The 14365-nt window shown below is 70.2% G+C and carries 12 protein-coding genes; 7 read left to right on the top strand and 5 right to left on the bottom strand.

The genetic code is table 11. From position 1 onward, the window contains the following. Positions 1–119: 119 nt before the first annotated feature. The 3 genes from ACN26Z_RS15555 to ACN26Z_RS15545 all read right to left on the bottom strand — a co-directional run bounded on the left by ACN26Z_RS15555 (position 120) and on the right by ACN26Z_RS15545 (position 3347). Positions 120–2387 (bottom strand): catalase, encoded by a 2268-nt coding sequence (locus tag ACN26Z_RS15555; RefSeq protein WP_421461904.1) that lies wholly within the window; start codon positions 2385–2387, stop codon positions 120–122. 103 nt (positions 2388–2490) lie between these two features. Further along, a complete protein-coding gene (locus ACN26Z_RS15550; RefSeq protein ID WP_421461902.1) occupies positions 2491–2988 on the bottom strand; it encodes an SRPBCC family protein in 498 nt (165 codons plus the stop codon). Further along, complete coding sequence (locus ACN26Z_RS15545; protein WP_093402162.1) at positions 2985–3347, bottom strand: metalloregulator ArsR/SmtB family transcription factor; 363 nt, start codon at positions 3345–3347, stop codon at positions 2985–2987. The genes ACN26Z_RS15550 and ACN26Z_RS15545 overlap by 4 nt, the downstream gene beginning before the upstream one ends. Positions 3348–3481: 134 nt before the next feature. On the opposite strand from ACN26Z_RS15545, the gene ACN26Z_RS15540 reads away from it, so the two are divergent. The 5 genes from ACN26Z_RS15540 (at position 3482) to sthA (ending at position 8613) form a co-directional block, all read left to right on the top strand. Further along, positions 3482–4441: a TIGR03557 family F420-dependent LLM class oxidoreductase gene (locus ACN26Z_RS15540; protein ID WP_093402161.1), complete on the top strand. Its 960-nt coding sequence runs from the start codon at positions 3482–3484 to the stop codon at positions 4439–4441. 114 nt (positions 4442–4555) lie between these two features. After that, positions 4556–4948, top strand: coding sequence for an SCO5389 family protein (locus ACN26Z_RS15535; protein ID WP_232511073.1), 393 nt, complete (start codon positions 4556–4558; stop codon positions 4946–4948). Next, on the top strand, positions 4938–6086 hold the full coding sequence (locus tag ACN26Z_RS15530; protein WP_421461901.1) for an LLM class flavin-dependent oxidoreductase: 1149 nt from the start codon (positions 4938–4940) through the stop codon (positions 6084–6086). The genes ACN26Z_RS15535 and ACN26Z_RS15530 overlap by 11 nt, the downstream gene beginning before the upstream one ends. Positions 6087–6107: 21 nt before the next feature. Continuing rightward, the gene (locus tag ACN26Z_RS15525; RefSeq protein ID WP_421461900.1) at positions 6108–7079 is read left to right on the top strand and encodes an ATP-binding protein; all 972 of its coding nucleotides are present in this window, start codon (positions 6108–6110) and stop codon (positions 7077–7079) included. A 130-nt stretch (positions 7080–7209) separates the two neighbouring features. Continuing rightward, the gene (sthA, locus tag ACN26Z_RS15520; protein WP_421461899.1) at positions 7210–8613 is read left to right on the top strand and encodes a Si-specific NAD(P)(+) transhydrogenase; all 1404 of its coding nucleotides are present in this window, start codon (positions 7210–7212) and stop codon (positions 8611–8613) included. A 342-nt stretch (positions 8614–8955) separates the two neighbouring features. On the opposite strand, the gene aceB is transcribed toward sthA, so the two are convergent. Further along, a complete protein-coding gene (gene aceB / locus ACN26Z_RS15515) occupies positions 8956–10566 on the bottom strand; it encodes a malate synthase A (protein ID WP_093402158.1) in 1611 nt (536 codons plus the stop codon). Continuing rightward, entirely contained in the window at positions 10563–11834 is a 1272-nt protein-coding gene (gene aceA, locus ACN26Z_RS15510; RefSeq protein WP_421461897.1) for an isocitrate lyase, read from the bottom strand. Before aceA ends, aceB begins: the two co-directional genes overlap by 4 nt. A 217-nt stretch (positions 11835–12051) precedes the next feature. On the opposite strand from aceA, the gene ACN26Z_RS15505 reads away from it, so the two are divergent. Together ACN26Z_RS15505 and ACN26Z_RS15500 are read left to right on the top strand one after the other, a co-directional pair. Then, entirely contained in the window at positions 12052–13446 is a 1395-nt protein-coding gene (locus ACN26Z_RS15505) for a short-chain fatty acyl-CoA regulator family protein (protein WP_093402156.1), read from the top strand. 104 nt (positions 13447–13550) lie between these two features. Beyond that, entirely contained in the window at positions 13551–14363 is an 813-nt protein-coding gene (locus ACN26Z_RS15500; protein ID WP_421461896.1) for an endonuclease/exonuclease/phosphatase family protein, read from the top strand. Positions 14364–14365: the final 2 nt, after the last annotated feature.

The raw sequence follows: 14365 nt of genomic DNA, 5'->3' as shown, positions 1-14365 counted from the left end.
GCCGGTACGCCACCCCGGACCTACCGAACCTCGCGTGGAGCGCTCGACATGTGAATCTTGGTCCGTGAGCACCCTCCTGGGGGCGCTCACGGACCAAGATTCCTACGGCGTGGAGTGGGTCAGGCGACGGGGGTGGGGGTGGGGAAGCGGTGCCAGACGCGGTGGTCGGCCATCAACTGCTGGACGGCGGTCAGGACGTCGCTGGCGGAGTCGCCGGTGACCACGCCCGGAGAGCCGGTGACGCCGACCTGCTCCAGCACCGTGACGCCGCTGCCCCACGCGCCGATGGCCTTGGCGTGCCGCCAGCACTCCTCCACCATCAGCAGGACCCGGGGGTCGACGGCGGTCGAGCCGGCTGCGCCCGCCTTGGCGTCGCGGGCCGGTATCGCGTCCGGGGCCGGTGCGGGCGCCGAGGCGAGCAGGAGCGCGTCGAGTTCGACCGAGCGGCCGGTGGCGAAGCTGCGTTGCGCGGGCAGATCGCCGATGGTTCCGCCGTGCGGCGCGATCAGCAGTGGCACCATGTCGGCGGCGAAGACCGCCTCGCGGACCGCCCGGACGCTGTCCAGGTCGACGTCGGGGTCGACGACGATGCCCACCATCCGCCCGTCGGCCGGCCACTGCCGGCCCACCTGGGACAGCGCGGGGCTGGGCTCGACGTCGGCCACCGGCACTGTCGGCTCCGGCGCGGGCAGACCGAGGCCGGTGGCCACCTGGGCGCAGAGCACCGGGTCGATGTTGGCCAGGCACTGGAGCTGCCGCTCCTTGATCGCCTGGTGGTAGCACTTGCCCAGCTCGAAGGTGTACGCCCGGATGATGTGTTCCCGCTCGACCGGGGACATGCTCAGCCAGAACAGGCGGGCCTGGCTGAAGTGGTCGTCGAACGAGGCCGGGTTGGCGCGTACCTTGGGGGCCTGCGCGACCTGCACCGGCACGTCGACGAACGCGTCGTCGTCCGCGCCGGCCGGGAACGGGTTGCCACCGTCCAGGGAGTTCGGCCGATACGGTGCCACGCCCGCGTGGACGGCCTGCTGGTGGAAGCCGTCGCGCAGCATGTCGTTGACCGCAGCGTGCGGCCGGTTGATCGGGATCTGCGCGAAGTTCGGCCCACCCAGGCGGGTCAACTGCGTGTCGACGTACGAGAAGAGCCGTCCCTGGAGCAGCGGGTCGTTGGTGACGTCGATGCCCGGCGGCAGGTGCCCCACGTGGAAGGCGACCTGCTCGGTCTCGGCGAAGAAGTTCGTCGGCGTGCGGTTCAGCGTGAGCTTGCCGACCGGCTGCACCGGTGCGAGTTCCTCCGGCACGATCTTCGTCGGATCGAGCAGGTCGATGCCGGCGAAGGTCTCCTCCGGCGTGTCGGGGAAGACCTGAAGGCCGAGTTCCCACTCGGGGAACGCGCCGGCCTCGATGGCGTCGTAGAGGTCACGCCGGTGGAAGTCCGGGTCCATGCCGCCGAGCAGCTGGGCCTCCTCCCAGACCAGCGAGTGCACGCCCAGCTTCGGCTTCCAGTGGAACTTGGCCAGCACCGTCTCGCCCGCCGCGTTGACCAGCCGGAAGGTGTGGACGCCGAAGCCCTCCATGGTCCGGTACGAGCGGGGGATGCCCCGGTCGGACATGTTCCACATGGTGTGGTGCTGGGCCTCGGTGTGCAGCGAGACGAAGTCCCAGAAGGTGTCGTGCGCGCTCTGGGCCTGCGGGATCTCACGGTCCGGGTGCGGCTTGCCGGCGTGGATGATGTCGGGGAACTTGATGGCGTCCTGGATGAAGAAGACCGGCATGTTGTTGCCGACCAGATCGAAGGTGCCCTCGTCGGTGTAGAACTTCGTGGCGAAGCCCCGGGTGTCGCGGACGGTGTCGGCCGAGCCCCGGGAACCGAGCACCGTGGAGAAGCGGACGAAGACCTCGGTGGTCCGCCCCTTCTTCAAAAAGCCCGCCCGGGTGACGGCCTCAGCGGTGCCGTACGCGGTGAACTCGCCGTGCGCGCCCGCCCCGCGGGCGTGCACCACCCGCTCGGGGATCCGCTCGTGGTCGAAATGGGTGATCTTCTCCCGCAGGTGGTGATCCTGGAGCAGGACGGGCCCGCGCGGGCCGGCCTTGAGAGAGTGGTCGGTGTCCCGTAGCCGCGCACCCTGCGCGGTGGTGAGGAAGGCGCCCTGCTGACCGTTGGCGGTGGCCGGCGCGCCGGTCTCGGCGCCGGTCGGCGTACGGGTCTGCGGGGCACCCTGCTCGGGTTTCGGTGGCAGCGGCTCGTGCGGCGTCGTCGGCTCGTCGAGCGTCGGCGGAGCGCTGCCCGGCGCACCGGGCACCTGCGGGGTGAGGGCGTCGGTCACCTTCTCCGCCGCGGCCTCCACGACATTCCTTACCGCCTCGGCGGGGTTGCGGGCGTTCATCTTGACAGGTACCTCCCTGGGGCACGAGAGCCAGATGGCCAGGGCGGTACCCGGGGAAGACCGAGCAAAACGGAGCGAATGGCGCGGATGTGGGTATCTTCGATCACTCCGGCCGCAGTTGCTCGTAGTACGCCTTCATCGGCGGGTGGTAGTCGTCGAACGACGGCAACGCCGTGTCGTCGCGGGCGGCCACCAGACAGTCGAGGTAGTACTCCCAGCCCGGCCCCACCTCACCGATGCCATCGGCGTCGTCGAGGTGGTGGACGAAGCGCAGCTCGGTCCGCTCGCCGTGGGAGGTCAGCAGCAGCTCCAGCACCCAGTGGCCGTACTCGTCGCGCATCGAGACGGCAAGCCGTCGGGGTGGCTCACACGCGTCGATCCGCAGATCTGACCAGGGCGCTTCCTCCTCCAGCGCCATCTGCACCCGGATGGTGCGGCCGGGCCCGGCGTCGCCCTCCCACGGGCCGAACCATCGTGCCGTGCGTTCCGACTCGGTGAGGCTGGCCCACACGTCGTCGATGGGGGCGGGGAACGTGCGGGTGAGGACCAGGTCCATGCCGTTTTCGGTGCCGAAGAGTCGGCCGGTCGGTACACGGGTCATGCGGTGCGCTCCTGTGTGGCGGGTGGCGAGTCGCCGGATCGGCGGTCGCGGCGGGCACGGTAGACCTCGGTCTCCAGGGCGTCGAAGCGACGTTCCCAGAGCGCGGTCCGGGTGAACGGGGTCAGCCACCGGACCAACTCGGCGAGCCGGGTCGGATCCAGTTCGTAGAACCGCTGGCGGCCGACGACGGTGTCGCGGACCAGACCGCAGTCGCGCAGCACGCGCAGGTGTCGGCTGATCGCCGGGCGGCTGATCTCGAACTCCTCGGCGATCCGTCCGGCCGGCAGCTGACGCTCGCGCAGTAGTTCGAGGATGCGCCGCCGCACCGGGTCCGCGATCGCGGCGGCCACGTCGTCCACCGCCAAAGCGTAACCTATGGGTTACGCTTTCGGAGCCCAGGCAGCGGGCCGCAGCCTCCCAGAATTCGTCCTCGCACCGCCCGAACTAGTGCAAAGGTGGCAGAGACAGAGCTGATTCATGGTCGGGAGATCTGATGCGGATCGGATACAAGCTGTCCAGTGAGGGCTTCGGGCCGAACGAGATCATCCGGCAGGCGGTGCGCGCCGAGCAGGTGGGGTTCGACTTCGTCGAGATGAGTGATCACTTCCACCCCTGGCTGGACAGCCAGGGTCACTCGTCGTTCACCTGGACGGTGCTCGGGGCGATCGCCGCCCGGACCGACCGGCTCGAACTGGCGACCGGGGTCACCTGCCCGAGCGTGCGCTACCACCCGGCGATCATCGCTCAGGCCGCCGCCACACTCGCCCTGGTCTCCGACAACCGGTTCACCCTCGGCGTCGGCGCCGGCGAGCGCCTGAACGAACACGTCGTCGGCCAGGGCTTCCCAGGGGCGCGGGGGCGACACGAACGGCTCCGCGAGGCGCTAGAGATCATCCGACTGCTCTGGTCCGGCGGCTACCGGTCGTACGAGGGGAAGCATCTTCAACTGGACGATGCCCGCGTGTTCGACCTGCCCGATGAACTGCCCGTCATCGCCGTCGCCGCCAGCGGCGAGGCGTCCGTGACCATCGCCGCAGAACTCGGCGACGGCTTGTTCGCCACCGAGCCCGAAGCCGACCTCGTGCAGACGTACCAGCGACTCGGCGGACAGGGGCCACGCTACGCCGAGGTGCCACTGGCCTGGGCGCCCGACGAGCAGCAGGCCGTGCGGGCGGCCTGGGAGACCAGCCGCTGGGCGGTCACCGGCTGGAAGGTGATGAGCGAACTGCCGAACCCGGTTAACTTCGACGCGGCCTCGCGTACCGTCACCGAGGACGACATCCGGCAGCAGTTCGCCGTCGGTCCCGACCCGGACGTGCACGTCCAGGCCGTGCGGACGTACGTCGACGCGGGCTTCGACCACATCGTGCTGCAGAACGCCGGTCCCGACCCCGACGGCTTCCTCGACTTCTTCCAGGACGTTCTCGCCACCCGGCTGCGGTCCCTCGGCTGACCTGCGCACCGGCCGGCATCGGCCGGTGTGGCGAGCATTGACACCGCCGACAGTGACGTGATGTGCTCCCAGCGTAGCGATAATGACAACCGTGATCGTTACCTGAGGAGGAGCATGTCTCTCACCGTGCCGCCGAGCCTGCTGCGGGCCGCCGAGTCCGGCCCCGTCGATGACGAGGACTTCGTGGCCTGTGTCCGCGAGTCGCTGCCGTACGCCTGGCAGACGGTCAGTCGGGTGGCGTCGGAGCTGGCGTCCTCCGACGCCGAGTTCGCCGACAACGAGGTGCCCCCGCCGAGCGAGGCGGAACGGGGCCAGCTGTTGCGGGCGTTGGCCAGTGACGCCATCCGGTCCAGCCTGGAGCGCCACTTCGGCATCAAGCTCGCCTTCCAGAACTGCCACCGGGTCGCGGCGTTCCGGCCGTCCGCCGTCGACTCCGACACCTACCGCCGGTTCATCTCGATGCGGGGCCAGCTGCTCAACCAGTCCCCCGAGCTGCGTGACTGCTGATCCGAGCGGGGCCCGGCGGGCCGGCGGGCGCGCGAGTGCGCACCTGTTCCTGCTCGCCGGGCAGCGCCCCGGCGACTCGCACGCCGAGGCGCTGGCGACCGCCCACCGGTACGGTCGCGCGGCCGAGGCGACCGGCTTCGCTGGGGTGTGGATCGCCGAGCACCACTTCATCTCCTACGGCGTCTGCCCGTCGGCGATCACCTTCGCCGCACACCTCCTCGGGGCCACCCGCCGCATCGAGGTGGGCACCGCCGCGTGCATCCTGTCCAACCGACACCCGGTGGCGTTGGGCGAGGAGGCGGCGCTGCTGCACGAACTGTCCGGTGGGCGGTTCCGGCTCGGCGTCGGTCGGGGTGGCCCCTGGGTGGATCTGGAGGTCTTCGGCACCGGGACGGAGCGGTTCGCGGACGGGTTCCATGACGCGCTGGAGCTGTTGACCCGGTGGCTGTCCGGGCAACCGACGGTGGCCGGGAACCATCGCTTTCCGTTTCGTGCCGTGCCGGTGGTGCCGCGACCGCGTGGCCGGCTGCCCGTCTGGGTCGCGGCGACATCGACCGGCACGGTCGAGCTCGCCGCCCGGCACGGCCTGCCGCTGTTGCTCGGCCTGCACGCCGACCTCGCCGAGAAGGCGGAGTTGCTCGATCGCTACGCGCGGACGGCCGAGGCCCACGGCAAGAATTCCGCCGGCATCGAGCATGCCAGCGCCCATCTCGCCCAGGTGGCGGAGACCGACGCGGCAGCGCGTCTTGCGGTCACCACCGGGCTTCCCCCACTGCTGGCCGGCACCCGGGAGTATGTCCGTCTGGACGGCGCACCAGCGGGGCGACGGGACCCGGCCGGCTACGTCGAGCATCTGATCGACATTCATCCGGTGGGTACGCCCGACCGCTGCCGACAGGCGGTCGCCCGGGCCGCCGCGTTGCCCGGGGTACGCCATCTGCTGTTCATGGTGGAGGCCGGCGGCGGGCCCGAGATCGGCCTGGCCAACATGCGTCGGCTGGCCACCGACGTGCTCGACCTTGCCCCGGCCGGCGATCCTCAGCCGCTCACGCCGACCTCGGCGAGTCAGGCGGCGGGTTCGGCGTCGGACGGCGAAGCGACCCGCTACCATGCGATTCATGGAAACGATTTCCGTTAGCATTTCGGTGGAGGGACGCCGATGAAGATCGCCTTCGTCGGGAAGGGTGGCAGCGGCAAGACCACCCTCGCCGCGCTCCACGCCCGCCACCTCACCGCCGCGGGACGCCCGGTGCTGGCCATCGACGCTGACATCAACCAGCACCTCGCGGTGGCTCTCGGTGGCCCGGCCGCCGTGGGCACGATGCGGCCGTTGAGTGAGCACCTGCCAGCAATCAAGGAGTACCTGCGCGGCGACAACCCGCGCATCGGCTCGGCCGCGCAGATGGTGAAGACCACCCCACCGGGGCGGGGCTCGCGGCTGCTCCGGGTGGCGGAGGAGAACCCGATCTACGCCGAGTGCGTCGGCACCGTCGGTGGCGTACGGCTGGCGGCAACCGGCGAGTTCAGTGCCGAGGATCTGGGGGTGGCCTGCTACCACTCCAAGGTCGGCGCGGTGGAGCTGCTGCTGAACCACCTGCTCGACGGCCCCGGCGAGTACGTGGTGGTGGACATGACCGCCGGCGCCGACTCCTTCGCCTCAGGGCTGTTCACCCGCTTCGACCGCACCTTCCTGGTCTGCGAGCCGACCGTGCGCAGCGTCAGCGTCTACCGCCAGTACGCCGGCTACGCCCGCGACTACGGGGTGGCCCTGTCGGTGATCGGTAACAAGGTCGAGGACGCCACCGATGTGGAGTTCCTCCGCGAGCACGTCGGCGCCGACCTGCTGACCTGGATGAGCCGGTCAGCCTACGTGCGCCGCGCCGAGCGCGGCACGGTCGGCCCGCTGGACGACCTGGAGGAGCCGAACCGGGCCGTGCTGAGCCTGATGGCCGACGCCGTCGACGGCACCACCCAGGACTGGACAGCGTTCACCCGGTGGGCCCACGAGTTCCACCGACGCAACGCCGAGGCGTGGGCCAACGAGCGCGCCGGAATCGACCTCACCACGCAGATCGACCCGGACTTCCGGATGGGACCGGCCGCGCTGGCCGGCGCCGTCTCCCACCCCTGAGGCACCGCGCTGCCGGGCCGGCTCGCGTCGTGCCGGCGGCCCGTCGCGTTTGTTCCAACCTGGTTAACGTCACCTGCCGCGTACGCGACAGGTCTGGCGCCGGGCGCGACATCTTGCGACGCTGGTGATCGTGTATGACTACGACCTGTTGGTGCTGGGCTCCGGACCCAGCGGTCAGAAGGCCGCCATCGCCGCCGCGAAGCTTGGCCGGCGGGTCGGCCTGGTGGAGCGGCGCGACATGCTCGGCGGGGTGTGCATCAACACCGGCACCGTGCCCTCCAAGACCCTGCGCGAGGCCGTGCTCTACCTGACCGGCCTCAGCCAGCGAGACCTCTACGGCAGCAGCTACCGGGTCAAGGACGAGATCACGGTAAGCGATCTGGCCGCCCGGACCCAGCACGTCATCAACCGGCAGACCGATGTCATCCGCAACCAGTTGGCCCGCAACCGGGTCGCGATCATCACCGGCACCGGGCGGTTCGCCGACGCCCATTCGGTCTGGGTGGACGGCGACTCCGGACGCGAATCCAAGGTCACCTTCGACAAGGCCATCATCGCCGCCGGCACCCGGCCGGCCCGGCCCGACAGCGTCGACTTCGACGACCGGACCATCGTGGACTCCGACGGTGTCATCAACCTCCAGGCCGTACCCCGCAGCATGGTCGTGGTCGGCGCGGGCGTGATCGGCATGGAGTACGCCTCGATGTTCGCCGCGCTCGGCACGAAGGTCACCGTGGTCGAACGCCGGGAGCGGATGCTGGACTTCTGCGACGAGGAGGTCGTCGAGTCGCTGAAGTATCACCTGCGGGACCTGTCCGTGACATTCCGCTTCGGCGAGGAGGTGGCCTCGGTCGAGAAGCACCAGACCGCCGCGTTGTGTGTCCTCAAGAGCGGCAAGAAGATCGTCGCGGACACCGTCATGTACTCGGCCGGCCGGCAGGGCCAGACCGACGGGCTGGACCTGGCCGCGGCCGGGTTGACCGCGGACCGGCGCGGTCGTATCGAGGTCGACGCGAACTACCGCACCGCGGTGGAGAACATCTACGCCGTCGGCGACGTGATCGGCTTCCCGGCGTTGGCCTCGACGTCGATGGAGCAGGGACGGTTGGCCGCGCAGCACGCCTGCGGCGAGCCGGACCGCCCGATGCACGAGTTGCAGCCGATCGGCATCTACACCATCCCGGAGATCAGCTTCATCGGAAAGACCGAGGAGGAGCTGACCGACAGCGCGACTCCGTTCGAGGTGGGCATCGCCCGCTACCGCGAACTGGCGCGCGGCCAGATCGTGGGTGACTCGTACGGCATGTTGAAGCTGCTCGTCTCGCCGGAGGACGGTCGACTGCTCGGCGTGCACGTCTTCGGCACCGGCGCCACCGAGATCGTCCACATCGGGCAGACGGTGATGGGCTGCGGCGGCACGGTGGAGTACCTGGTCGACACGGTGTTCAACTACCCGACGCTGGCCGAGGCGTACAAGGTGGCCGCCCTGGACGCATCCAACAAGATCCGCAACATCACCCGGATCGACGGCTGACACCTCACCCTCAGCAACAGCAGACTCGATAGTGAACAGTCACTTGGCGTGACAGCCACACCCGCCCGGCCACTTACCCCTTTCCGCACTTTGCTCTGCTTCAACCAACGCAGCAGCGACTGAGCTGGGCAAACTCCAGCGGCCGTAGTCGACCGGCTCGGCGATCAGTCACTTCGTGTAACCGTTGCGTGGGTTGAAGCAGAGCAAAGCAGGCGGGGTGGGAGGTAGGTGGGCGGGCGGGGAGGCGGATACGGATGGTGAACGGCCGCGCGGCCGGTGCCTCCGGGTGCCCGTCGCGGTCCCTGGTCCAGCCGAAGCCGGCCAGGGACCGCGACACAGGGCCTAGGCAGCTGCCAGGGCCGGCTCCCGGGTGGGCCGCAGGTGCCGGGCGTACGCGCTGGTGGTGAAGAACGACGGCAGGTCCTCGGCGAGGGCGGTCTCCTCGACGATCCGCGCGGCCTGCTCGGCGCGTTCCCGCTCGACGCCCTCGCGCCCCTCGGTCACCGTGGCCAGCTCCTCGGCGAGCATCGAGCGGACCAGTTCCTCGGTCACCGATCCCCCGCCGGCCAGCGGGGTGCCGTGGTGCAGCCACTGCCACAGCTGGCAGCGGGCGATCTCGGCGGTGGCCGCGTCCTCCATCAGGTTCCACAGCGCCACCGCGCCCGTGCCGCCGAGCCAGGCGTCGATGTAGCGCAGCGCCACCGCCACGTTGGCCCGTACCCCCGCCTCGGTGACCTGTCCCGGGGTCTTGTCCACCGAGAGCAGCTCGGCGGCGGTGACCGTCACCTCGTCGCGGCGCCGGTCCAGCTGGTTCGGGCGCTCGCCCAGCACCCCGTCGAAGACCTCCCGGCAGGTCGCCACCAGCCCGGGGTGGGCCACCCAGGACCCGTCGAAGCCGTCGCCGGCCTCGCGCTGCTTGTCCGCCCGCACCTTGCGCAACGCGTCCTCGTTGACCTGCGGGTCGCGGGCCGGGACGAAGGCGGCCATCCCGCCGATCGCGTGCGCGCCACGCCGGTGGCAGGTGCGCACCAGCAGTTCGGTGTACGCGCGCATGAACGGCACGGTCATCGTCACCGCGGCGCGGTCCGGCAGGATGAAGTCCGGCCACTGGCCGAAGTTCTTGATGATGCTGAAGATGTAGTCCCACCGGCCGGCGTTCAGACCCGCCGAGTGCTCGCGCAGCTCGTAGAGGATCTCCTCCATCTCGAACGCGGCGGTGATCGTCTCGATCAGCGTGGTGGCCCGGATGGTGCCCTGCGGCAGCCCGAGGTAGCGCTGGGCGAAGACGAAGATGTCGTTCCACAGCCGCGCCTCGCGGTGGCTCTCCAACTTCGGCAGGTAGAAGTACGGGCCCTTCCCGGCGTCGAGCTGCCGCCGGGCGCAGTGGAACAGGTACAGCCCGAAGTCGACCAGGCTGGCCGAGATCGGCCGCCCGTCAACCACGATCCCCTTCTCCACCAGGTGCCAGCCGCGCGGCCGGACCACGATCGTGGCCAACTCGTCGCCGAGCGCGTACCGCTTGCCACGCGCGTCGGTGAAGTCGATCCGGCGGTCCAGCGCGTCGATCAGGTTGAGCTGACCGCCGATGACGTTGTGCCAGGTCGGCGCGGTGGCGTCCTCGAAGTCGGCGAGCCACACCTTGGCGCCGGAGTTCAACGCGTTGATGGTCATCTTCCGGTCCGGCGGCCCGGTGATCTCGACTCGCCGATCCTCCAGACCGGGCGCGGGCGACGCCACCTGCCAGGTCGGATCGTCGCGGACAGCGGCGGTCTCCGGCAGGAAGTCGGGCAGCTGACCGGTGGCGTAGCGGTCGCGACGGGCCCGGCGGGTGTCCAGCAGGGCCACCCGGCGGGCGGCGAACTCGCTGTCCAGCGCGACCAGGAAGTCCAGCGCCTCGCCGGTGAGGACCTCGTCGAAGCGTTCGGCCATCGGGCCGATGATCTCGTATCTCATGCGAACTGCTCCTCCTCCGTGGAGCCACGCAGCGCGGTGGTCTCGGCGGCCGGGTTGAGCACCGTGCTGATCAGGTCGAAGTAACCGGTACCCACCTCGCGCTGGTGCTTGACCGCGGTGTAGCCGGCCGGCTCGGCCGCGAACTCCCGCTCCTGGAGCGAAACGTACGCCGACATGCCGTCGGCCGCGTAGCCCCGGGCCAGGTCGAACATCGAGTAGTTGAGGGCATGGAAGCCGGCCAGGGTGATGAACTGGAACTTGTATCCCATGTGACCGAGTTCCCGCTGGAACTTGGCGATGGTCGCGTCGTCGAGGTGCTTGCGCCAGTTGAACGACGGCGAGCAGTTGTAGGCGAGCAGCTGGTCCGGGTACTCCTCCTTGATCGCCTCGGCGAAACGCCGAGCGACCTCCAGGTCCGGCGTGCTGGTCTCCATCCAGAGCAGGTCGGCGTGCGGCGCGTACGCCAGGCCACGGGCGATGCACGGCTCGACGCCGTTGCGGACCCGGTAGAAGCCCTCCGCGGTGCGCTCGCCGGTGACGAACGGCTGGTCCCGCTCGTCGACGTCGGTGGTGAGCAGCGTGGCGGCCTGGGCGTCGGTGCGGGCGATGACGACCGATGGCACGCCCGCCACGTCGGCGGCCAACCGCGCCGCTTCCAGGGTGCGGATGTGCTGGCCGGTGGGGATGAGCACCTTCCCGCCGAGGTGACCGCACTTCTTCTCGCTGGCGAGCTGGTCCTCCCAGTGCACGCCGGCTGCGCCGGCCGCGATCATCGCGTTCATCAGCTCGTACGCGTTGAGCACTCCGCCGAAGCCGGCCTCGGCGTCGGCGACGATCGGTGCCAGCCAGTCGATGCCGGAGTTGTCGCCCTCGGCGGTGGTGATCTGGGCGGCGCGGAGCAGGGCGTTGTTTAGCCGGCGCACCACCGCAGGCACCGAGTTGGCCGGATACAGGCTCTGGTCGGGGTAGGTGTGCCCGGCCAGGTTCGCGTCGGCGGCAACCTGCCAGCCGGAGAGGTAGATCGCCTTGAGCCCGGCCCGGACCATCTGCACGGCCTGGTTGCCGGTGAGGGCACCGAGGGCGTGGATGTAGTCCTCGCTGTTCAGCAACCGCCACAGCCGGTTCGCGCCGTGTCGGGCCAGGGTGTGCTCCTCCTGGATCGCGCCACGCAACCGCACCACGTCCTCAGCGCGATAGCTGCGTCGCACACCCCGCCAGCGGGGGTTGGTGTCCCATTCGTGCTGCAACTGCTCGACCGCGGTAACCATCGTTGCTCATTCCCTTCGAATTCCGTCGTCACCTGGTGACGCTGCGCGAGACGCCGGGTCGCCGGGTGTGTTGCCCACGGTCACACGGCACGCCGGAGGTGGTCGAGGGACGGAAAAAGCCAATTATTGAAAAGTCGACGGGCGATTCTGCGAAGTTGTGAAAGCGCCTATTCGCAGCAGTGCTAATGTGGCCGGATCAGACTGCCGGACCAGGGAGGTGAGGGCCGTCGCCAGGACCTTCGCCGGGGCCCGGCTACGCCGGATGCGCGAGGAGCGTGGGCTGAGTCAGACGGAGCTGGCCCGACACCTCAGCATCTCCCCCAGCTATCTCAACCAGATCGAACACGACAGCCGGCCGCTGACCGTCCCGGTGCTGTTGCGCATCACCGAACTGTTCGGCGTCGACCCGACCGTGTTCGCCGCGCACGACACCCCGCGGCTGGTCGCCGGGCTGCGCGAGGCCCTGCCCGGCCGCGCCGGGCTGACCGAACTCACCGAACTGGCCAACCGGCTGCCGGAGGTCGCCGCGGCGGTCATCGAGCTGCACCGTCGCTACCAGCAAGCCGACGAGCAGCTCGCCGAGCTGGTCGGCGACCGCGAGCGGATCGGTCGCAGCCCGCACGACCAGGTCACCGAGTTCTTCTACCGGCGGCAGAACTACGTACCGGATCTCGACGAGGAGGCCGAGCGGCTGGCCGGGCGGATGGCGCTGCGTCGCGGCGAGGTCCGCGCCCTGCTCCGCGACCGGCTGGCGCAGCGGCACGGCGTACACGTCACCCGCGAGGACGCCGCCGCACTCGGCGGTGAGCTGCACCGGTACCGCCCGCAGACCCGCACCCTGCACCTGTCGACGTCACTGCGCGCCGGGCAGGAGGCGATGCGGATGGCGGCGCAGATCGCGCTGCTGGAGTTCGCCGACGTGATCGACGAGATCGTCGAGTCGGAGGAGTTCGACGACGTGCAGACCCAGATCCTCACCCGGGTCGGCCTGGCCAACTACTTCGCGGCGGCGCTGATCCTGCCGTACGAACACTTCCTGGCCGCCGCCGAGCAGCGCCGGTACGACATCGACCTGCTCACCCAGCACTACGCGATGGGCTGGGAGACGGTCTGCCACCGGCTCAGCACCTTGCAGCGGCCCCGGGCGCGTGGCGTGCCGTTCTCCTTCGTCCGGGTCGACCGGGCCGGCAACATGTCGAAACGCCAGTCGGCCACCGGTTTCCCGTTCTCGCGTACCGGCGGCACCTGTCCGCTGTGGACGGTCTACGAGGCGTTCGGCGCGCCGGGGCGGGTGGTGACCCAGGTCGCCGCGATGCCGGACGGGCAGCGTTATCTGTGGATCGCCCGCACCATCACCCGGCACCACGGCGGCTACGGCCAACCCGGCAAGGTGTACGCAATCGGGCTGGGCTGCGAGGTGCGGCACGCCAGCCGGCTGGTCTACTCCACCGGAATGGACCTGCACGCGGCAGAGGCCGCGACCCCGATCGGGCCCGGCTGCAAGACCTGCGAGCGGATGACCTGCCCACAGCGGGCCGCCCCGCCGATCAGCCGACAACTGGACGTGGACGAGAATCGCAGCACCTTCATCCCGTACCCGTTGCGGACCTGACCCCGGACCGCCGCCCACCGCCCGCCGGTACGGATACACTTTCAGCCCCTCCGCGAGCCCAGGGCTGGTGCATGGTTTCTCGTCCGACAGTTCCGCGGCCACTGGTGGCCGCCATCGCCCTGCTCTCGGTCGCCGTGCTGCTGGCCGGCTGCTCGGTCGTCGCACCTGTCGCACCGGCACCGCTGCGGGTGCTCCAGCTGAACCTGTGCAACAGCGGCATGGCCACGGGCTGCTACACCGGCCGCTCGGTGGCCCGGGCCGCCGAGGTGATCCGGGCCGAGGCCCCCGACATCGTCACCCTCAACGAGATCTGCTCCGGCGACGTGGACACCCTGGAACGGGCGATGACGGAGGTGCACGACGGCACGGTGGTGGCCGCCTTCCAGCCGGCGCGAAACGGCCGCACCGGCGAGCCGTACCGCTGCGTCAACGGGCAGCAGTACGGCGTCGGGGTGCTTACGCACATCGCGGCACCCGCCGGCGACCACGAGGTGCACGCCGGGATCTACCCGGCACAGGATCCGGCCGACCCCGAGCAGCGGGCCTGGCTCTGCGTCGAGGCCCGCACCCTCTTCTTCGCCTGCACCACCCACCTGGCGTACACCAGCTCGACGCTGGCCCTCGCCCAGTGCGCGCACCTGGTCGGCACGGCGATCCCGCAGTTGCACGCTGACGGTCGCTACCGGCCCACAGTGGTGAGCGGCGACCTCAACCTGCGGCAGGGTGGCACGCCCGACGTGCGCTCCTGCGTACCGGAGGACTACCGCCACCGGCACGACGGCGGGGTGCAGCAGTTCATGGCCACGGCGGACCTGCGGATCGAGGCGACCAGGTCGGTCAGCATGGAACGGACAACCGACCACGCGGCCTTTCTGGTGACGCTCACCCTGCCCGGTGAGGGCGACCCCGCCCACTGAGG

This window comes from Verrucosispora sp. WMMD703 (assembly GCF_049178935.1).
Classification (GTDB): Bacteria; Actinomycetota; Actinomycetes; order Mycobacteriales; family Micromonosporaceae; genus Micromonospora; species Micromonospora sediminimaris.
This window is presented reverse-complemented; position numbering and strand designations above follow the sequence as displayed.